This is a genomic window from Polynucleobacter corsicus, from assembly GCF_018688255.1.
In the GTDB taxonomy this organism is placed as follows: domain Bacteria; phylum Pseudomonadota; class Gammaproteobacteria; order Burkholderiales; family Burkholderiaceae; genus Polynucleobacter; species Polynucleobacter corsicus.
Map to the genome: position 1 here is coordinate 1,399,134 of NZ_CP061314.1, position 20,984 is coordinate 1,420,117.

Sequence of the window (20,984 nt, forward strand, 5' to 3'; positions counted from 1 at the left end):
TTCATACAAAAACTCCTCATGGACCCTGCGCCCCAGCAATCTCTGACGCTTGATCAATGCATTGATCAGATTGCACAGCAATTAGAAACAGCTGATTTACATTATGGCCATGGCGCCATTGATGCACAGAGTGAAGCCCTTTGGATTGTCAGCAAACAACTTGACTTCAGCCCTACAGATGCACTCGATCACTTGGAGCAAGTGATGAATGCCGAGCAAATTACTCAGGCGCTTGAAGTGACACAAACCCGTATCTCTACACGTAAGCCATTAGCCTATATCTTGGGTGAAGCCTGGTTAATGGGCGTACCTTTTTTCTCTAGCGAGCAGAGTATTGTTCCTCGCTCCTGGATAGCTGAGCTCATCGTAGATGGCTCGCTAGAACCTTGGTTGCCGGCTGATGGCAAAGCGCTCGATCTTTGCACTGGTAATGGCTCTCTAGCGATTTTGTTAGCTTTAACTTGTCCTGATATTCATGTGAGTGCATGTGACATTAGTTTGCCTGCATTAGCAGTAGCATCTCGCAATCTCGATCGTCATGGCCTGACTTCACAGATAGAACTTTTTGAGGGTGATCTCTGGAATGCGCTACCAGAACCCCATGAAGATAATCTATTTGATCTCATCATTTGTAATCCGCCTTACGTCAACGCCAACTCGATGAACGCCCTGCCTGCTGAATACCATGCAGAGCCCGCTCTTGCGTTGGCAGGTGGCGATGATGGCATGGATCTGATTCGGAAGATTATTGCCGGTGCTCCTGACTACCTATCTGAGCGTGGTGCCATTCTGATTGAGATTGGCAATGAGTATGAGCACTTTAAAAAGGCCTTCCCTCAAATTCCTGTCATCTGGATGGAAGTATCTGCGGGCGATGAGCAAGTGCTACTGATTCAAGCAGAAGACTTGCGCTAAATTCAATTCTGAGACTTAGCTTAGCTCAGCTCTGCCGCTGCAGAGATCGCTTGATCAATACGCTCTACTGGTATCACTCTTAATCCTGGAATCTTGGTCTTAGGCATATTGGCCTTCGGAATAATGGCTACAGTAAATCCGAGTTTGGCAGCCTCTTTCAAGCGCTCCTGACCACGTGGGCAGGGACGAATCTCTCCCGCTAAGCCAACCTCACCAAATACGATCAACTCTTTAGGCAAGGCCTTGTTGCGAATCGAAGACTGAATTGCCAACAACACTGCTAAGTCAGCTGCCGGTTCTGAAATCTTCACACCACCGACTGCATTTAAAAAGACGTCTTGATCAAAGCAGGCAACACCGGCGTGGCGATGCAACACTGCTAAGAGCATGGCTAAACGGGCTTGCTCTAAACCAACGGCTAGGCGGCGAGGATTGGGAATATGCGCGGTATCGACTAGCGCCTGAATTTCTACTAAGAGTGGTCGACTGCCTTCTTGCGTCACCAATACGCAGGCGCCCGGCACCATCTCCGCATGCTGAGAAAGAAAAATAGCCGAAGGGTTTGCAACACCACGTAGACCTTTTTCAGTCATCGCAAATACACCGAGCTCATTGACTGCGCCAAAGCGATTTTTAATCGAGCGCACTAATCTAAATGAAGAGTGGGTATCACCTTCAAAGTAAAGAACGGTATCCACAATATGCTCGAGCACACGAGGGCCGGCTAAGTGGCCATCCTTTGTGACATGCCCCACCATCAAAACACAAATACCACTAGATTTAGCAGCTCTAGTTAATTGAGCAGCGCACTCTCGCACTTGGGCAACCGAACCTGGAGCTGAGCTCAATACTTCTGAATACAAAGTCTGAATAGAATCGACTACCAAGACCTGTGGCTTTACCGTATCCATAATGGATAAGAGTTTTTCCAACTGAATCTCTGCCAATACCTCTAATTGAGGTGCGTCTAATGCAATGCGTTTGGCACGTAATGCAATTTGCGCTGCAGACTCTTCACCACTGCTATAGAGCACATTCATGCCAGCAGCACTCATCTCAGCAAGGGCTTGGAGCAAGAGAGTGGATTTACCAATGCCAGGATCACCACCTAATAGAACAACACCACCAGGAACTAATCCACCCCCCAGTACGCGGTCAAACTCCTCTACGCCAGTACTAAAGCGCGGCAGATCTTCAGCCGATATGGCGGAAAGTTTTTGACGGGGGAGTGACTGTGCCAGCCCCTGAAAGCGGGTGTTGGAGCTGACCTCGGGAACACCCTCTTCCAAGGTATTCCATGCCTGGCATGAGGGGCACTGCCCCTGCCATTTAGCGGAGGTGCCGCCACATGACTGACAGATATAGATTGTTTTTATTTTGGCCAAGGGATTAATCGAGCTGAGTGCCCGCTTTATTTTCTTGAGCACGCTTAGGTGCATCTTTACGACGTTGCTCTACATCTGCTGCACGAGCAGCGGCTGCTTTTTGCTTCTCTTCAAATTCTTTTTGATTAGCCGTGCGCTCAGCGGCTTTTTCAGCAGAAGCACGTTCAGCAATCTTAGTAGCGTCACGCTGATCTTTAATGCTAGCCCGTAACTTGCGCTGCACCTCATGCAACTCCACTTCTTGCACACGAATAGGATCAATCTCTTTACGATATTCGGCACGAGCATCTTTTAGGCAGCTATTGACCCAATATTTCTGATAGCACTCAGAGTTGGTTTTTTCCCAGCGGTATTTAGCCCAATCACGCTGCAACTCAAGATCACGCTCAATCTTGTCCAATTGCTCAAGCTGCGCCTCTTCGGCAGGGGTAGCAAGAACTAGACTGCTGAAGGAGCAAACCAGCAGGAATGCCCCTAATGAAAGCAGGGATCGTAAGGAAACAGGCTTTGTCAAATCTCTACCTTTGCGCCAAGCTCAACCAAACGATTGGCAGGAATCTTAAAGAAGTCAGATTGACGACCGGCATTTTGATACATCCAGCAAAACAAACGCTCACGCCATATCGCCATACCCGGCAATTCTGTCGAGACAATAGTATCCCTAGAAAGGAAGAATGAGGTATCCATCAAATTGAATTTGAGGTCCGATGAATTCTCAATCAACTCAATGATCTTGCCCATGTCCGGCGTTTCATTGAACCCATACACGGCCCTGACTATAAAAATATTATTTCCTAGGTCACGCAAGGTAATGCGCTCTTCATCTTTTACATAAGGCACATCCCAAATACTCACCTTGAGAAAGAGCACTCTTTCATGAAGGATGTGATTGTGCTTCAAGTTGTGCAAGAAAGAGACTGGTAAATAGTCTACGTGAGCAGTCAAAAAGATGGCAGTACCTTCAACACGATGTGGAGGATTTTTCATTAGCACATCAATGAAGCCCTTGAGCTCAATACCCTCCTCCATTGCGCGTTGACGTAATAATTTACGACCTTGATACCAAGTCATCAGCAATAGGAAACAAGCTGCACCTAGCAGTAATGGGAACCAGCCGCCTTCCATAATCTTCAATAGATTAGCAGTCAGAAAAGCCAGGTCAACAATCAGAAAGGCGCTGATAACTAAAGTGACTAAGAGGGTATTCCAGCGCCAAACAACACGCATCACGATAGCCGCCAAGAATGTCGTTGCAATCATGGTGGTGGTTACCGCAATACCGTAAGCAGCAGCTAAATTAGCCGATTGCTTAAATGCTAAGACCACTGCAATCACTAAAACTAATAAAGTCCAATTTACGAGCGGCATGTAGATTTGACCGATTTCACGATCAGACGTGTGAAGAATTTTCATGCGCGGGACAAAGCCCAACAAGATAGCTTGACTCGTCATGGAAAACGCGCCAGAGATCACAGCCTGAGAGGCAATAACCGTAGCTAACGTTGCCAAGATCACTAAAGGAATGACAAAGCCCTCAGGCACCATCAAGAAGAATGGATTGGTGATGGTCTCAGGATGACCCAAGAACATCGCGCCCTGACCAAAGTAATTTAAGAGCAAACAAGGCATCACAAATAAGAACCAGCCCATGCGGATAGGTTTAATGCCAAAGTGCCCCATATCAGCATAGAGTGCTTCGGCACCAGTTAATACCAAGAAGACAGCGCCCAGAACAATGAATCCCTGCAGAGCATGCTCGTGCATAAATTGAATGGCGTAAATAGGATTAATTGCTGCAAAGATAGCCGGGTTCTCAATTACCTGATACGCGCCCATAAGGCCCACAACCAAAAACCAAACCAGCATGACCGGGCCAAATAGATTACCTACTACAGCGGTACCTGTTTTCTGAATAAAAAAAAGTGCCACCAAAATAATGATGGTGGCCGGAATAACGAAGCGCGATAGCTCAGGGGAAATCACCTCCAAGCCCTCGACTGCAGACAGCACTGAGATAGCTGGAGTAATGATGGCATCGCCATAAAACATACAGGCTCCGAAGACGCCAGCCATGATGATGGCAAGAGAGCGCTTTGAACCAGTTGGCGCGGTACGCAATGCCAAGGCCATTAAAGCCAGAATGCCGCCCTCACCATGGTTATTGGCGCGCATCACAAACATCACGTACTTAAGAGACACCACAATTGCAAATGCCCAAAAGACCATGGAAATCACGCCATAAACAGCTTCGGGTGAAAAAGGAATGCCATGCTCAGGACTAAAACACTCCTTTAAAGCGTAGAGAGGACTGGTTCCAATATCACCGAACACCACTCCAATAGCTGCAAGCATGAGTGAAAACGAGGCGCCTTTAGGGTGAGCGTTCTCTTGCCGAGAAATCTCAACCGGTCTTAATAGAGAGGATTGCGAAAACTCCTGGTTACTAACTGACATGAATAAGCCTCATCACAATGTTGCGTGGCAATATATTACTCCTTATAGGGGCTGACTCTGCAGTCTTATTTCCATCAAAGAACCGCGTTTTCAGGTCTTATTTACAGGAATAGCTCGACAGTACACACTAAAAAATGCTAGAATCTCAGACTCAGACGCGGGGTGGAGCAGTCTGGCAGCTCGTCGGGCTCATAACCCGAAGGTCGTAGGTTCAAATCCTGCCCCCGCAACCAGTATTACAGCTCTAAGCCCTTATTTAATAAGGGCTTTTTGCTTTTCTAGGGTTCAGTAAAAAGACAAAAACCATCAAACTAAAGAGTTTGATGGTTTACAAGCCCCTTATTCAGAAAGCATTCAGCGGCAAGAATCCAGATTAAAGGAGCAATTTCTTTCCCCTCATTTTGACCGGCCTAGCTCTTAAAGAGATCTACTAAAAACGCATCAATTTCACGAGTTGACTTCTGCGTAGCATCATCATCTTTACCAACATGAGGATTTAACTCAACACAAGTATCAGAGTATTTAAACTCTTGATTTGTTTGGGTGTTAATAAGATTGCCTGCTGTCTTTTCAACAATCCTACAAGACCTAACAGTTTGGGCGTCTTTTGAAACTACAGGAGGAATCGCTCCCAGCGGTGAATCAAAGGCGTGGGGACCTACTTCATATTCAAACATTTCTACATTTTGATTGGCCGCCTTTAATCTGCCTACGTAATCTCGGCAGGCAGTTATAGGGTTGTAGTCGTCGGTGACCCCATGATGAAGTCGAATAGGTTTGCCAGTGGTTTTAGTGTCGCCAATATAACTAGTCACACAGTCGGCATAAAATGGAATGTGTGCGGCAAATTGAGTACCACTCTTATTCCACATTTTATTAAATCTCTCAAGACTGGCAAATAGAGTTGCTTGTCCGCCTCTGGAAAAGCCCATCATGACAAACTTATTGGAATCAAGACGTGGATGCTTAGCTAAAATTTCCATTGCTTTATAGCTATCAAGAGCTAAGTTCAGTCTGCCAAGCAGAGCTTGATTAGGACCCACAATAGTGAGACCTCTTCCTGTAAAGCCATCCATACCGAAAGTGGCGTAGCCTTGCCCTAAAAAATGATTGGACCAATAGTCTATATTTGCCCCCATTCCACTTGAGCCATGTACCAAGAAAACAACTGGAATTTTTTGACTTGCTGGTTTGGGTGGAAAGCGAAGAATGCCGTTAACAGTCACCTCCTTGCCATTTTTGTCCCCGAGCAAAAACTGCTTGTCAGATATCGTTAAGCTCGGAATGGAATAGATTTCTGAGCGTGGCGGGTAAACGATGTCAGTCCCAGCCTGCGAGTAGAAAGATATAGCGGCTAGAAAGGCTACAAGTAAATACTTCATTTGATTTTGTCCCCAGTGTTTTTATTAATTTATATTGCCAAAAAAATAGTAGCAGAATCTACGCTGAAGATCCTTAGTGGAAAGCCCTTGGAAGCTATAGTTCACTAGATTTAGGTATCCTCGGTCCCGGGCCACAAAGAATCACAATAGCCCACTTTTTGGGCTATTTTTCTAGGGCCTTTAGTTTTGCTTGTAGATCGGCTGATAGGCTAGCAAACCACTCATTCTCTTTTCCCGATATGGGAAGGATTTCTCCATATTCAATCATCTGGGCGGGAACGAGATCAACAATGTAAATCCAAATTTGATCTTTGCTTAGACCAGAGCTTTTAATTAAAGCTTCCCTCATTGCCAATATAAGTTTTTCTTTTAGTTCCGGTGGTCGTCCTGCCCGTATTTGTCCATGTAAGAAGATTTGGCCATCATGGACCGGCTTACCTCCCATAAAGTGTTTACCGGCAGGGGTTTCTTGAAATATCACTTGAGCAAAGTAGGTATTCGCGCCGGTACACGCATTGTGGGTCTTCGTAATGGCCTGAGCAATATTCTCCATTTGTACGTCGCTTAGTTTGGCATTTGAATAAGTCACTGTGTAGGTCGGCATTTTTTACTCCAAAAGTGTTTTAATCTAAATTTACCTTATCACTAACAGGATCTGCCATCACAAGCCCTGGTCGATTCCGCCCCGAATCACCAAGAAACAACAAAACTACCTTCGGGATCATGCAGTTCCGATGTACAGAATGCAGGGCAACGCCGGGCCTTAATGCACGTGACTTTTGGGATTCATGGGCATCTTATTAGGATTGCTATTGGACATATTCCCACCATTCATCATCTGCTGATGAATTACTTTCATCTCTTCATGCATTGCTGGATCGCAGTACTCATGACCGGCGCTACTGGCGCCACCACCCATTTGATGCGTGTTAGCACCCTTGTACCCCAATAAAGCAGGATCCAGCATCCCGGCAATCATGGCGATGTGTCCAAAGACTAAAAATAATGCAACGCAGATCGCATGGATTTTCAGCTTACCCATTTGATCTAAGGATTTGTTCACAAAACCAAACTCCTGCAGGGCAATCCAAATCAGAGGCAAGCCACCAATCAGATAACTAGCAACCGCAATCACATCAATCGCGGTGCGCCACTCATTATTTTTAGTAATGGGTAGTACTGCAGTAGTCATTAGATATGCGATCACACCAATGAAATACAGCCCCACCGTCGTGCCCGCAAATCGATTGAGGTGATAAACAAAGCCATCGAACTTTCGGGTAAACAAGATATATAGCTCAGTGATTGCTAGGGTTTCAGCAAGCACTATCGGTATAGCCATAAAAATGAGTAGATTCCAAGGCTGATTGTCAGCCAACAACTCCATGTAGTGAGTCATGTTCATTACGATTCTCCAAAACGAAAATTATCAAAAGGCATCTCAATGCCACAATCAAAAGTGATTACAGATAATTTCTGGGAGGCTTGTAAATAGATTCAGCAATATTAGATGCGGGTGTTGAAGCATCGCTGTGTAAGTGTACGTCGACCTGCTGTGATACAAAAAACTCAGGAGAAACACTCAGAATGGCAACAACTGCACAGCAATAATGGGTAGCGCTAACACTAGTACTAGACTTACCATCCTCAGTGAGGCCAGTAGATACAGCCTCTTGGCAGTGGTCATGACTAGTGGCTACAACAACACTGCTGGCAACATTTAAATCAACAGGCATCATCGCAGCGTTGACTTGGCTAACGAAAAAACTGAGGAAGAGAAATGCGATGAATTTCTTCATACTTTTAGTTTACGCCAAATATCAATACAAAGATGCTAAAAGATCGGACACTTCAAGCAGTTAGGGCCAAATGCGCGATGAATGCAGATCTGTTTTCTCCAGCCTTTTTTGCTTTTGCATCTAATCTTGCCAATACTCTTTTTGGCAGGGTGATATTGATTCGCTCAATTTCATCCGAAAGCAATGCTGGATCAATTTCCACAATCGCCCAAGCCCAACCCTTAAATTCTTTTTTCTTTTGTAGTTCTCTTAAGGAGCTAGGCTTTGGTATTGCTTGACCTCCATCTAAAGCCATCTCAATCCAAAGCTCTATAGCCTCTTTGGCCTGATCTATTGCTTCATCAAGACCACTGTCAGCAGCAGAAAAACAACCAGGCAAATCTGGGACAACAACTCCCCATGCATTTTTCTCGTTTCCTGGCTCAATCGCTATTGGATATTTCATCTAAGACCCCTCCTTTAATCCGGCTTGTTTCAGTATTTTTTCTACCAACCCCAAACCCAAGTCTTTTTTTGGATGCGGGATACAGACATGTCCAGACTTTGTTGTATGAGTAAATATGTGATGCGATCCTTTTGTTCTGCTCAACACCCATCCATCAACCTTTAAAAGCTCAATTAGCTTTTTGCTATGCATTGATCTCCCTTATATTATACACACCATACACACAACTTAATTTATTTGCTCTAGCTTGGCTCTCGATGCCATAGTCGCCCGCTATCCTGCCGCCAAAATAGCAACTCACCTTGCCTACCCTCTGATTTGGCCGGAAATTTCCAAACTTGTGCACCAGTAGTTGGCGTTTGATGAAACGGAATATTCATACTCTGGTATCGGGCGGTGACTGTTGGGTGGGGATGACCATAACGATTGCGATACCCGTTTTGTGCAAATGCTTCATCGGGACTGAGTGCCGTTAAGAGCTCTTGAGAAGAAGATGTTTTGCTACCGTGATGTGGCGCCATGAATATCAAATTCTTACCCTTTAAATGATTAAGAGCTGTTTGGGTTAAGCGCTCTGTGATTTCGGCCTCACCCTGCTTTTCTACATCCCCTGTTAGCCAGAATGAAGTGGTTTGATTGCGCACTTCGAGAACGCAACTGACCTCATTGGGCTTTCTGGGGTGTTGATCCTCAAAAACCGTCTGCTCATGTGGATGCCAAATATAAAAGTCCACCCCATCCCATGACCATTGCTGCCCAAAGCGACAGGGAATGGCAGGAATCTTTCTCTCTTCTAAATTAGCGAGCAAAGGGTTGGTGCTAGGCAAGGATCCCATCATGGAATCGAAGCTGACTTCTTTCAATAGAGTTGCAGCACCTCCAATGTGGTCACTATCACTATGACTAATCACCATGCGATCAATGTGATGAATTCCTCTACCCCTCAAATACGGCAGGATGATTCTTTGCCCAGCATTGTCTTTCCCCTGAATGGGTCCAGTGTCGTATAGCAGTCGTTTGGTTTTGGTTTCGATTAGAACTGCCGTGCCTTGGCCGATATCCAATACCGTTGCACGAAACTCGCCTTTTTCTAAATGGGCATTAGTCAGCGGCTGAATAAATAGGGTTGCGCACAATACGAGACCCGCTACTCTTGACATCCAGCTCTCTTGAATAGATCCTGGGCGAATAGCAATAACGATGCCAATGGTTGATAAGGCTATCGCCCACCAAGCAGGCTGGCTAGACCAAGCAATTGACCATTTCCAGCTCGCCATCCAGGCAAGCATGATGGCCAAGTAGTCCATCGTGGCATGGGCTGGTATCAACAACCACTTACCAATGAAGTCAGGCAATAAAGCGCCAGCAATAGCCAAGGGTGTCACGATGTAGCTCACTACGGGGATAGCAATGGCATTTGCCAGCGGCGAAACGATCGAGACTTGATAAAACCAATACAAGGTCAGTGGTAACAGTGCGATGGTGACAACTGCTTGCACTCGGCAAGCCTCACGGAGTGCCTGAATCACTCTGTCTTTCCAATGAACCTCCAACTCTCTGCCGGTGGGCAGCCCCAGCAAACCATCAGAATCTTGCATGGCATACAAAATCGCAGCTACCGCTCCAAACGATAGCCAGAAACCCGGTGTGTAGGGTGCCATCGGATCAATGACTAGTACAAAAAATAGGGCCCACCACCAGATATCAAATGAGCGAGGATTTCTGCCGGACCATAAGGCAAAGGCAACTACTCCAACCATATACATCGTACGTTGTGCCGGAATCTGAAAGCCTGCCAACCATGCGTAAACGAAGGCTGTCAAAAAACCTACTGCAGCAGCGACCTTACCAACCGGAACCCAAAGTGGCAGTGTGTTTCGACGCCAGAGAAATGTGGCGAGCATAGCCCCAAATCCTGCCAACATCGTGACATGAAGACCTGATATGGAGATGAGATGTCCAATACCAGTAGCATTAAATACCCGCCAATCATCTTGGTCGATTGCATTTTGATCGCCCATCACCAAAGCTGCAATTACTCCACCATATCGCGCATCTCTGGGTAATAGGCGTTGAATCTTTTGCCTTAACTTCCAGCGCTGATACTCCATTGCTAGAGCAAATTCTGTAAAGGCGATATCTTTCTCAAGAATTAGCTTTCCTGACCTGACTGCTCCACTGGCACCAAAGTCTTGATGGAAAGACCAGCGCTCAAAATCAAAAGTATGGGGATTGAGAGATCCATAAGGTCTTTTGATTTTGACTTTGAATTCCCAGCGCTGACCTGGAATGATTTCTGGCACATCCTGAGGATTGCGCCATGCGGGCTGCCAACTCAAATAGATCTGCGCAGGAAAAGATTCAATTAGCTCTCTACCTAAGAATGCCTGATCTACCTCAAAAGAAAACTTGGCACCACCAGGAGAGCTCTGTGGCAAGGCATTGACTCTACCCTCAAGCACAAGGTCTTTACCCTCATACTCGATGGAGAGGATGTTACTTAAACGATCTTGCGCGTAATCCGCATTCCAAGCAAACCCCATGGTGCAACAACAGATTGCCATGAATACGCTACTAGCGTTGCGATATTGAATCGATAAGCGATTGAGATAAACGCCAAATAGGGAAACAATGATGATCGCTGCGCACATCCAGCCCCAATACTCTGGCACAGCAGGCAAAAATAGAAGAAGCGATCCCCCGGCGATAAACGCCGCAATATTGGTGCGCAAGCTCTTAAGAAGCGGATTGTAGGTTTAGGTTGTCAGTCACTAGGGATGACCAACGGGGTAATGCTTGCATAGCGTTTTGCCAAACTGCCTTTGAAAATGCTGTGTCACTGATTCCACGAATGTCTGCCAATTGGGTAGCGATTCTAGGAAGCAAAGCAGGTTCATTGAACTTGCCGCCCTCCTCTTTTAACCAGGCCGGTGGAATGTCGGGAGAATCGGTTTCGGTAACGATGCAATCCAATGGCATTTCTTGTAGAAGTCGTCGAATTTGCAAAGCGCGATCGTAGGTTGCCGCCCCACCAAATCCCAACTTGAATCCGAGTTCAATAAATTGCTCAGCTTGCTGATGGCTACCATTAAAAGCATGCGCGATACCGCTAGGAATGGTTCTTTTACGTAGCGCTTTAAGAATAGCATCCTGCGAACGTCGCACATGCAAAATCACTGGCAGCTGAAATTGCTGAGCCAAATCCAATTGCTTGTGGAAGAAAAATTCTTGGCGCTGGGGATCGAGTCCCTCGACAAAGTAATCCAATCCAATCTCCCCTATACCCACAAATCGAGGATCATCTAATGATTGCTCAAGCTGATTTTTAAGAGTATCAATATCGCTCTCTTTAGCACGATTGATATACAGTGGATGAATACCTAAGGTGTAAACCAATCCTGGAATTTGATCACCGTACTGATTTGCTAAATTTTTGGCTGGTCTCCAATCAGAAGCCTGAACTGTAGGTATCAGAATGGCTTTAACGCCTTTATCTACCGCACCTGAAATAATCTGCGGAAGAATATCTTTGAACTCTGGCGCATCTACATGGCAATGGGTATCCACCCACGCAAGATCTTGATAGGCTTCGCTCATTGTGCGAAGGTCTTTAATACTCCGCGCTCTAAATGCAAAATCCGGTCACAACGTTTCGCGCGAATGGGATCATGAGTCACAATCACAAAAGCAGTGCCCTGCTCACGAGCAATGTCTAACATTAAGTCAAATACACCATCGGCAGTTTCAGTATCGAGGTTACCCGTCGGCTCATCCGCCAGCACACAAGAAGGATTACCAACTAGGGCACGGGCAACTGCAACACGCTGACGCTCACCGCCAGACAGTTCGCCTGGCGTATGCTGAACACGCTTTGCTAGACCAACGGCATGCAACATTACTCTTGCTCGCTCCATAGACTCTTCATTACTCAGACCACGAATACGTAAAGGTAACGCCACATTCTCAACGGCACTAAATTCATCTAAGAGATGGTGGAACTGGTAAATAAAACCCAGATTGTGATTGCGTAGTTGATCTAGTTTTCTTACAGGCAAATTATGGAGATTCTGCCCAGCAAGCATGACAGTGCCAGCGCTGGGCGCATCTAAGCCACCCAATAGATGCAATAAGGTGCTTTTACCTGAGCCAGAAGATCCTACGATGGCAACCTTCTCAGAAGCGCTTACCTGCAAATCAATTTCTCGCAGAACATCAACTGCAGTCGGTCCTTTGCCATAGGTCTTTGCTAGACCTGATGCACTCAAAATAATTTGATTGGAATTACTCATAGCGTAATGCCTCCGCAGGCTGAACTTGGGCGGCGCGACGACTTGGATACAGAGTAGCTAATACAGAAAGGCCAAAAGCCATTAGGCCAACAGTGAGCACATCAGACAAACGAACATCCGATGGCAACTCGCTAATGAAGTACACATCACGCGGTAAGAAACGCACGCGGAAGATGGCTTCAATTGCAGGAACAATTACGTCAATATTTAAAGCAATTAGGAGGCCCAAGCCAACACCCGCTAGAGAGCCCAATAAGCCGATTGCCAAACCTTGCACCAAGAAGATTCTCTGAATGAGCCCCGGACTCGCGCCCATCGTTCTCAAAATTGCAATATCAGCCTGCTTCTCATTCACCGTCATCACCAAGGTGGATACCAAATTGAAAGCGGCAACCGCAATAATTAAGGTCAGAATAATGAACATCATCTTGCGCTCAGTTTGAACAGCCGCAAACCAATTACGATTAGATCGGGACCAGTCACTCACCCATAAAGCTTGTGGCACAACTTGAGCTAACTCAGCAGCAATCTCTGGAGCGCGCTGCATATCATCCACTTTTACGCGCAAGCCAGATGGATCTTGCAAACGCAGTAAAGCAGCAGCGTCTTTCCAATGCATGATGGCTAAAGAGCTGTCGTATTCATAATGACCGCTATCGACAATGCCCACTACTTGTAGTGTTCGCATTCTGGGCATAGCGCCTGCCGGAGTCAGATCACTCTCTGGCACGATCAAATTAATACGATCACCAAGACGAGCGCCAACCATATTGGCAAGCTGTGCGCCTAAGGCAACCCCAAAGGCGCCTGGTTTTAAATCCTCGATGCTGCCGGTAACAAACTGCTTAGGTAAATCAGAGACCTTGCCCTCTTCGCTTGGCAATACGCCACGAATTGAGACGCCACGCATGACGTTCTCGCGACTGAGCAAACCTTGCGAGCTAACCAGCGGAGCGACACCTACTACGTGAGGCTGGGCAGCGACCTTGAGTGCAATCGGCTCCCAATTGGCTAAACCATCTGGGGCAGTAATTTCAACATGAGAAAGAACGGACAACATACGGTCGCGCACTTCCTTCTGAAAGCCATTCATCACTGAGAGCACCACAATCAGGGCGGCGACACCTAAAGCGATACCCGCAGTGGAGATTCCGGAGATAAAAGAAAGGAAACCATCACGCTTACCCACCGTCTTACGACGCTTGGATCGGGTATAGCGCAGGCCAATTTCTAGCTCAATAGGAAGTCTCAACATACTTACAGTTTAGTGAATTAAACGAGCAAACTGATGGATTCTGTAAATGCCACCTAAAATCAGGGGAATGACTGCCAATTTGACCTCCCAAACAAGTTCTTCGCGACGCTTTACCCTGATGGTGTCAGGGGAAGATGCTGTTGACGCTGGATTAGAGCGGGATACCCCGCCCAGCGGACTTCCGCAAGAGCGCTTTCTACTGGGCGATCAACTGCCGATTGCCCCAGTCTTACTATTAGGTCAAAGCAGTCTAGCAGTGAACCCAAATGAAGTGATTGCCTGTCTACAGCCAGTCCACTTTCATGCCACCCGGGATCATTTAATCCTGATGGCCCAAAGTCAGATTGATCTGACAGCAAAAGAATCTGCCAACTTGCTACAAGTTGCCCTCCCCTTCATCGAAGAAGATTTTAGAAACAAGGTCTTATTTCAGGGTCAGCGTGATTGGTTTATTGCAGCAGGTCCATTTGCTAGTCTTGCAACACACTCTATTGATCAAGCGCATGGTCGCAATATTGATTGGTGGATGCCACGTGATACAAACGAGCCTGGCATCGCTAAGCTCTGGCGCAAACTCCAAAATGAAATTCAGATGCTCTGGCATATTGACCCCGTTAATCAGGAGCGCGAACAACGCGGATACCCCAGCATTAACTCCTTATGGATTAGCGGTATCGGTAAACTGGCTGATATTCAGACCCCTCCATTCATTGAGCATGTAAATCAGATATATGGAGATCATCCCCTCTTGGCTGGCTTAGCTCAATATCTTTCAATTCCCTGGCAAGGTGAAATTGATTTCTCAAAGTTGCAAAATACTTTTGCGTGGATTGATCGTCCTGGAAGCATTTGGGATAAATTAAGAAAAGCGCTTTTAAGTAATGAGCTAGATGAAATCGAAGTGATCGATTTTCCAAAGGGTCATACTCGCCACAGAGTCTTCACAGCCAAAGACTTAAATAAGCAGTCATGGGCTTTCTGGAAAAAATCAGAACCCTTAACTTGGCAAGAAATCATTTCAGCATGAGCCTATTCTCTCAGCGCCCCTTCTCTGATCGCACGGCTAGCTGGTTACAGCAAAGTGGTCTACACCCATTGCTGGCAAGACTATACGCGGCTCGCGGCATTGATAAACCAGAGGAACTCTCTTTAGATCTAAAGCAACTACTCTCACCAGTAAAACTGAAGAACTGCATTAGTACTGCCAGTCTACTAGCCGATATTTTGGAGCGCAAAGAATCGATGCTGGTAGTAGCAGACTATGACTGTGATGGCGCCACTGCATGTGCTGTAGCTCTGCGTGGATTGAAGATGCTGGGTGGGCCAGATACTCCCATTCAGTTTCTAGTGCCAAACCGTTTTACGATGGGTTATGGACTAACACCAGAGGTGGTTGATCTTGCTGCTCAGCAAGTTCCCAAGCCAAAATATCTCATCACGGTGGATAACGGCATTGCCAGCGAAGCTGGAGTAGACCGAGCTCGCGAGCTTGGAATGGAAGTCATTGTGACTGACCACCACCTACCAGGCGATCGACTGCCCAAAGCTACTGCAATCGTCAATCCCAATCAACCGGGTTGTAGCTTTCCGAGCAAAGCGCTTGCCGGTGTTGGCGTGATGTTCTATCTATTAGTTGCTTTACGAGCAGAACTTCGACAGCGCGGTAAATTTACTGCTGAAACACAACCCAAGATTGAGAACCTATTGGATCTCGTGGCCTTGGGCACTGTAGCGGATGTGGCACAGCTGGATCACAATAACCGTATCCTGGTTTCGAATGGTCTGAAGCGTATTCGTGCAGGCGCATCTCAGGCAGGTATTCAGGCACTGTTTCAGGCGGCTGTGCGCGATCCTCGCAAGGCCAATACCTTTGACCTAGGTTTTGCCATCGGCCCTCGTTTAAATGCAGCAGGCCGTCTGGCGGACATGGCTTTGGGTATTCGTTTATTAATTTGCGATCAACCCGAAGAAGCCATTGAGCTAGCTTATGAACTCGATCGCATTAATCGTGAGCGGCGTGTCATTGAAGGCGGTATGCAAGAAGCTGCTCTCGCTCACCTAGCTGAAGATCAATTGGCAGGCACTATGGCTGAGCGTTCCAGTATCTGCCTATGGAATGCAGAGTGGCATCAAGGCGTGGTTGGCATCGTGGCCTCTCGTCTGAAAGAACGCTTTAATAGACCTGCGATTGTCTTCGCTCCTGCCGATGGCGCTAATGGGGAAGAATTGCGTGGCTCAGGTAGATCGCTGACAGGTTTTCATCTGCGCGATGCCTTGGATATTGTTTCTAAGCGCGAGCCCGGCTTAATTCTCAAGTTTGGTGGCCATGCCATGGCAGCAGGCCTCAGTATTAGAAAAGCCGATTTTGAAAAGTTTGACGCTGTGTTTCAGCAGGTTGCCAATGGCTTACTCAATGATGAATTGCTAGAGCGTCGCCATATTCATGATGGTCCACTAGATCTGTCTGAATTTACACCCGAAACCGGCGATCTCCTAGCTGAAGAAATCTGGGGACAAGGCTTTCCGCAACCCATTTTTTATGGGGAATTTGAGATTGGGCAGCAAAGCCTCATGAAAGAAAAACATCTGCGTTTGCAGCTACGTCCGGTGGGAAGCGGTCCATTGGCTAGCAAGCCATTTACTGGAGTCTGGTTTAACCACACCCAATCCTTACCGGCCAAGGCCAAGCTGGCCTATCGCATAGTCACTGACCGTTTTCAAGGGCAGGCACGCGTACAACTCATGATTGAGGCGCACGACGAGGGCTAGGCTGTAATAACCCCCTTATAATCAGGGGATGGAAGCCGAACAACTCAATATTATTTCAAATACCCTGTCCGATCTGCTCACCCGTGAGCAAGCACTTCGGGGGTATCTTTGACTTCGAAGTAAAGTCACGACGCCTTACTGAAGTTAACTCTATTCTTGAAGATCCCACCATCTGGGATGATCAAAAGAAAGCGCAAGCCCTCGGCAAAGAGAAAAAATTGCTCGATGGTGTTGTTGCCACCCTCACCGATTTAAACAGCAATATCACTGGCGCCCTCGAATTATTCGATATGGCTAAAGAAGAAAGTGATTTTGAAACTATTACTGCTATCGAGCAAGACGTTGAGAGCTACAGCAAGATCATTCATGATCTCGAGTTCCGCCGTATGTTTCATAACGAAATGGATTCTTGTAATTGCTTTATCGATGTTCAAGCGGGCGCTGGTGGAACAGAGGCTTGCGACTGGGCGAGCATACTTCTGCGCCAATACCTGAAGTATTGCGAGCGCAAGGGCTACAAAACAGAAATCCTAGAAGAATCCGATGGTGATGTTGCCGGTATCAAGAGTGCCACTATCAAGGTGGATGGTGAATATGCTTACGGACACCTACGCTCAGAAACTGGTGTACACCGTTTAGTACGCAAGTCACCCTTTGACTCTTCCAATGGTCGCCATACTTCTTTTGCCAGTATCTACGTATACCCAGAGATTGATGACTCGATTGAGATTGACGTTAATCCAGCAGATATTCGTACTGATACCTATCGTGCCTCTGGTGCGGGTGGTCAGCATATTAACAAAACCGACTCTGCTGTTCGCTTAACCCACCTACCTACTGGAATCGTGGTGCAGTGTCAGAATGACCGAAGCCAGCACCGCAATAGGGCTGAAGCGATGACGATGCTCAAGTCACGCCTGTATGAGCATGAGATGCAAAAACGTCGTGCCGAACAAGATAAGCTTGAAGCCAGTAAAACTGATGTGGGCTGGGGTCATCAGATCCGCTCCTATGTGCTGGACCAAAGTCGGATTAAAGACTTACGTACTAACGTTGAGATCTCGAATACACAAAAAGTATTAGATGGCGATCTCGATGCCTTTATTGAAGCCAGCCTGAAGCAAGGCGTTTGATTTACTACCCCTATTCCAGTTATTAATACTCCATATGAACGATCCAGTGAATTCAACTCCCCACCAAGCTACAGCTCCTGAATCTGTAGATGAAAACCACATCATCGCCGAGCGTCGTGAGAAATTAGCCAAGCTACGTGAAGGTGGCATCGCGTTTCCGAACGACTTCGTACCGACCCACTTAGCTACAGATCTTCACACTCACTACGACAGCCTCACTAAAGAGGAATTGGCAGCCAAGAAGGTACATGTCAAAGTGGCTGGTCGCATGGTGCTCAAGCGGGTGATGGGTAAGGCCAGCTTTGCGACTATTCAAGATCGCAGTGGCCAGATTCAGTTCTACATTAATGATGAAATCAGCGGTGCCGATATTCATGGTGCATTTAAGCACTGGGATATGGGTGACTTTATCTCTGCTGAAGGGAATCTATTTAAAACTAATAAGGGTGAGCTCTCAGTTGAATGCAGCAAGCTGCGCCTGCTGAGCAAGTCTTTACGTCCACTACCAGATAAGTTCCATGGTTTATCAGACTTAGAGACTAAGTATCGCCAACGCTATGTTGACTTGATCGTCAATCCAGAAAGTCGCAATACTTTCAGAGCGCGCAGTAATACGATTGCTTCTTTGCGTCGCCACATGCTCGATGCCGACTTCATGGAGGTGGAAACACCCATGCTCCACCCGATTCCGGGTGGCGCAACTGCTAAGCCATTTATTACGCACCACAATGCTTTAGACATGCAAATGTTCTTGCGCATTGCACCGGAGTTGTATTTAAAGCGCCTGGTAGTGGGTGGCTTTGAACGCGTGTTTGAAATTAATCGTAACTTCCGTAACGAGGGTGTTAGCCCACGTCACAATCCAGAATTTACGATGATGGAATTCTATGCAGCCTATACCGATTACCGTTGGTTGATGGATTTTACGGAAGGCTTGATTCGTGCTGCTGCAATGGACGCACAAGGTACCGCTGTTCTAACCCACCAAGGTCGTGAACTGGATCTGAGTAAACCCTTCCAGCGCTTGACGATTACCGAAGCCATCCTGAAATATTGTGGCCAGTCAAACAAGAGCTACGAAGCTGCTCAATTAGAAGACGCTGCATTCATTCGCGCTGAATTGAAAAAAGGTGGCGAGAATCCAGACTCTCCTACCCTCAAGAACGCTGGCATTGGCGCCCTTCAATTAGCTCTCTTTGAATTGGTTGCTGAGTCACACCTATGGGAGCCAACCTATATCATCGATTACCCAATCGAGGTGAGTCCTCTTGCCCGTGAATCTGATACCCGCCCTGGTATTACCGAGCGCTTTGAATTGTTCATCACAGGACGTGAAATCGCTAACGGCTTTTCAGAGTTAAATGATGCGGAAGATCAAGCTAATCGCTTCCGTAAGCAAGTGGAGCAAAAAGAAGCGGGCGATGAAGAGGCAATGTACTTTGACCATGACTTCATTCGTGCGCTGGAATATGGCATGCCCCCGACTGGTGGTTGCGGTATTGGTATTGACCGCTTAGTCATGTTGTTGACTGACGCACCAAATATTCGTGATGTCATTCTCTTCCCACATCTGCGTCGCGAAGAAGAGTAATCAGTCCGATCAGCACTACCTAGAAATACAAAAGCCGCAGAATTAAACTTCTGCGGCTTTTTTCTTTATGCAACTGATAGATACTTAGGTAGCAGAATATAACTTCGTATTCTCGCTATCGATTACCGTAACATTGACCGGAATACCCAAGCTCACGCTAGAAGACACGGTACAGAAATCCTGAAATTGCGCCAATACGCGATCAAGGTTTTCCAAAGTCTTTCCTGGTACACCAATCCGAATCTCCACCTGGATTGCCATGATCCGCAAACGGTTTTCTGCATTTCTACCTATTTCGCAACTGGCTTTAGTTTCGATTGGCTCAGGATTTTGCTTGAACTTTCGTAATGCGAATAGCAAAGAATCAGATAGGCAATTGGCTACTCCGGCCAATAAAAATTGTGACGGTGTAGCGCCTTGAGATCTACCCAATGGCGGTGGCTCGTCTCCATAAATAGGATCACGCTCTTCGTTGTAATGGATGGCAAATTGATAATCGCTTTGCTGCACTAATTTGACCGATGGGGAGTCGCTCATACACTTCCTTTTATTTAGGTAATTTTTTAAAGAAGGTGACTGCAAGAACTAATAGGAAAAAGGTTAGCCAGAGAAAAGACCACTCCGGTACTTGCAAGCCCAAGATTGCTGGTAACTTTGCAGAACAAATACCATCTGCTTTAAATAACCAAGGCAAGCCTTGAACCAATTGAAATTGATTGATCCAGATCTCTAGTGGATCAATTCCACACGAGATTTCTGGGTGCGAAAGCAACCAGACTTGACGTCCTACCACTGAAAGTCCGTAGGCCGCTGAAAGTGTTGCCAGTACATGGAAAAGCTTTCTCAGGGGATTAAAGCTAGCAGCTAAAAAACAAAAGATGGCGATACCTAAGTACCCAACCCTTTGCAGAATGCAAAGTGGGCATGGCAGAAAGCTCACTCCTTGATATCCAACTTGCTGGAGAATGACGGCAAAGATTACTAGCCCCAGGCTAAGCAAAGCGAGGTAAATGTATTTGATCCGACTCATTCGCAAATGATAACCAAATGAAAAATCAGCATAGCCGCCTCAATAAATTCCCGGAATCAGTTTTTTAACTCTGGCTTGATAGGCCCTGTAATCAGGAAAGCGCTCAACCAACCAAACCTCTTCACGCCTAGCCTTGATGTCAAACAATAGAAATAAGCAGATCGAATAAGCTAATAGATAGAGCCCAGGGAAGATGAGTAGCCAGGCCAGAGCCGCCAAGAGAACTCCGAAATAAATTGGGTGCCGAACATACCGGTATAAGCCAGTCTGAATGAGAACAGCATCGTCTTTAGGACAAGGTAAGGGGGTGAGATTTTTTCCTAGGTTAATTACGGCAATCACCATAATTAAACAAGCTAGCAAGCCAATAGCAATGCCACAAGATTGAAGGGTAGCAGCCAGCGGCTCTGAGCTGACTAGATGAGACCCTTGAGGTCCAAATAAGATGAAGCCAATCAAGATGCCTTGAACCACCACATACCACGCACCTTTATCAAAGATGGATTTAGGGGGTGATGAATTCATATTGTGGCCTTA

21 protein-coding genes and 1 tRNA gene are annotated in these 20,984 nt (G+C 46.5%); 6 read left to right on the top strand and 16 right to left on the bottom strand.

Annotated features, from left to right (window positions below; genetic code table 11):
- Positions 1–18: 18 nt before the first annotated feature.
- Complete coding sequence (prmB, locus tag C2747_RS07220) at positions 19–915, top strand: 50S ribosomal protein L3 N(5)-glutamine methyltransferase (protein WP_215330926.1); 897 nt, start codon at positions 19–21, stop codon at positions 913–915.
- A gap of 20 nt (positions 916–935) precedes the next feature.
- On the opposite strand, the gene radA is transcribed toward prmB, so the two are convergent.
- The 3 genes from radA to C2747_RS07235 are packed head-to-tail and all read right to left on the bottom strand — an operon-like array spanning position 936 to position 4,652.
- On the bottom strand, positions 936–2,300 hold the full coding sequence (radA, locus tag C2747_RS07225) for a DNA repair protein RadA (protein WP_215333120.1): 1,365 nt from the start codon (positions 2,298–2,300) through the stop codon (positions 936–938).
- Positions 2,301–2,304: 4 nt separating this feature from the next.
- Positions 2,305–2,814, bottom strand: a complete 510-nt coding sequence (locus tag C2747_RS07230; RefSeq protein WP_215330927.1) for a hypothetical protein — start codon at positions 2,812–2,814, stop codon at positions 2,305–2,307.
- Positions 2,811–4,652: a potassium transporter Kup gene (locus C2747_RS07235; RefSeq protein WP_251374864.1), complete on the bottom strand. Its 1,842-nt coding sequence runs from the start codon at positions 4,650–4,652 to the stop codon at positions 2,811–2,813. The genes C2747_RS07230 and C2747_RS07235 overlap by 4 nt, the downstream gene beginning before the upstream one ends.
- Before the next feature lie 258 nt (positions 4,653–4,910).
- Between C2747_RS07235 and C2747_RS07240 the strand changes: the two genes are divergently transcribed.
- A tRNA-Met gene (locus C2747_RS07240) sits at positions 4,911–4,987 on the top strand.
- Between the two features lie 177 nt (positions 4,988–5,164).
- Here the strand turns inward: C2747_RS07240 and C2747_RS07245 are convergent.
- The 10 genes from C2747_RS07245 to C2747_RS07290 all read right to left on the bottom strand — a co-directional run bounded on the left by C2747_RS07245 (position 5,165) and on the right by C2747_RS07290 (position 13,924).
- A complete protein-coding gene (locus C2747_RS07245; protein WP_215330929.1) occupies positions 5,165–6,136 on the bottom strand; it encodes a dienelactone hydrolase family protein in 972 nt (323 codons plus the stop codon).
- 163 nt (positions 6,137–6,299) lie between these two features.
- Entirely contained in the window at positions 6,300–6,740 is a 441-nt protein-coding gene (locus tag C2747_RS07250; RefSeq protein WP_215330930.1) for a tautomerase family protein, read from the bottom strand.
- Positions 6,741–6,899: 159 nt separating this feature from the next.
- On the bottom strand, positions 6,900–7,541 hold the full coding sequence (locus tag C2747_RS07255) for a DUF6803 family protein (protein ID WP_215330931.1): 642 nt from the start codon (positions 7,539–7,541) through the stop codon (positions 6,900–6,902).
- Positions 7,542–7,599: 58 nt separating this feature from the next.
- Positions 7,600–7,935 carry a hypothetical protein gene (locus C2747_RS07260; protein ID WP_215330932.1) on the bottom strand — a complete coding sequence of 112 codons (336 nt, stop codon included), beginning with the start codon at positions 7,933–7,935 and terminating at the stop codon, positions 7,600–7,602.
- Positions 7,936–7,987: 52 nt separating this feature from the next.
- Positions 7,988–8,380: a type II toxin-antitoxin system HicB family antitoxin gene (locus tag C2747_RS07265; protein WP_215330933.1), complete on the bottom strand. Its 393-nt coding sequence runs from the start codon at positions 8,378–8,380 to the stop codon at positions 7,988–7,990.
- Entirely contained in the window at positions 8,381–8,572 is a 192-nt protein-coding gene (locus C2747_RS07270) for a type II toxin-antitoxin system HicA family toxin (protein WP_215330934.1), read from the bottom strand.
- 50 nt (positions 8,573–8,622) lie between these two features.
- A complete protein-coding gene (locus C2747_RS07275; RefSeq protein WP_251374728.1) occupies positions 8,623–11,112 on the bottom strand; it encodes a DNA internalization-related competence protein ComEC/Rec2 in 2,490 nt (829 codons plus the stop codon).
- 4 nt (positions 11,113–11,116) lie between these two features.
- Positions 11,117–11,977, bottom strand: coding sequence for a TatD family hydrolase (locus C2747_RS07280; protein WP_215330935.1), 861 nt, complete (start codon positions 11,975–11,977; stop codon positions 11,117–11,119).
- Positions 11,974–12,669, bottom strand: coding sequence for an ABC transporter ATP-binding protein (locus C2747_RS07285; RefSeq protein ID WP_215330936.1), 696 nt, complete (start codon positions 12,667–12,669; stop codon positions 11,974–11,976). The genes C2747_RS07280 and C2747_RS07285 overlap by 4 nt, the downstream gene beginning before the upstream one ends.
- Positions 12,662–13,924, bottom strand: a complete 1,263-nt coding sequence (locus C2747_RS07290; RefSeq protein ID WP_251374729.1) for a lipoprotein-releasing ABC transporter permease subunit — start codon at positions 13,922–13,924, stop codon at positions 12,662–12,664. Before C2747_RS07290 ends, C2747_RS07285 begins: the two co-directional genes overlap by 8 nt.
- Before the next feature lie 67 nt (positions 13,925–13,991).
- Here C2747_RS07290 and C2747_RS07295 point away from each other — a divergent pair, with 67 nt between their 5' ends.
- From C2747_RS07295 to lysS, 4 genes are all read left to right on the top strand, one after another.
- Positions 13,992–14,951: a hypothetical protein gene (locus C2747_RS07295; protein WP_251374730.1), complete on the top strand. Its 960-nt coding sequence runs from the start codon at positions 13,992–13,994 to the stop codon at positions 14,949–14,951.
- Positions 14,948–16,693 carry a single-stranded-DNA-specific exonuclease RecJ gene (recJ, locus tag C2747_RS07300; RefSeq protein WP_215330938.1) on the top strand — a complete coding sequence of 582 codons (1,746 nt, stop codon included), beginning with the start codon at positions 14,948–14,950 and terminating at the stop codon, positions 16,691–16,693. Before C2747_RS07295 ends, recJ begins: the two co-directional genes overlap by 4 nt.
- 28 nt (positions 16,694–16,721) lie before the next feature.
- Positions 16,722–17,826, top strand: a protein-coding gene (gene prfB, locus C2747_RS07305) for a peptide chain release factor 2 (protein WP_215330939.1) whose coding sequence is annotated in 2 segments (ribosomal slippage) — positions 16,722–16,802 and positions 16,804–17,826 — 1,104 coding nt in all. Because the reading frame shifts where the segments join, the coding sequence is not laid out codon by codon here.
- 34 nt (positions 17,827–17,860) lie between these two features.
- Positions 17,861–19,417, top strand: a complete 1,557-nt coding sequence (lysS, locus tag C2747_RS07310; protein WP_215330940.1) for a lysine--tRNA ligase — start codon at positions 17,861–17,863, stop codon at positions 19,415–19,417.
- Between the two features lie 84 nt (positions 19,418–19,501).
- On the opposite strand, the gene C2747_RS07315 is transcribed toward lysS, so the two are convergent.
- Genes C2747_RS07315 through C2747_RS07325 form a run of 3 tightly spaced genes read right to left on the bottom strand, consistent with a single transcriptional unit; the run spans position 19,502 to position 20,972 of the window.
- The gene (locus C2747_RS07315; protein ID WP_215330941.1) at positions 19,502–19,954 is read right to left on the bottom strand and encodes an OsmC family protein; all 453 of its coding nucleotides are present in this window, start codon (positions 19,952–19,954) and stop codon (positions 19,502–19,504) included.
- Positions 19,955–19,964: 10 nt separating this feature from the next.
- On the bottom strand, positions 19,965–20,447 hold the full coding sequence (locus C2747_RS07320) for a disulfide bond formation protein B (protein WP_215330942.1): 483 nt from the start codon (positions 20,445–20,447) through the stop codon (positions 19,965–19,967).
- A 39-nt stretch (positions 20,448–20,486) separates the two neighbouring features.
- Positions 20,487–20,972 carry a methyltransferase family protein gene (locus tag C2747_RS07325; protein WP_215330943.1) on the bottom strand — a complete coding sequence of 162 codons (486 nt, stop codon included), beginning with the start codon at positions 20,970–20,972 and terminating at the stop codon, positions 20,487–20,489.
- Positions 20,973–20,984 lie beyond the last annotated feature (12 nt).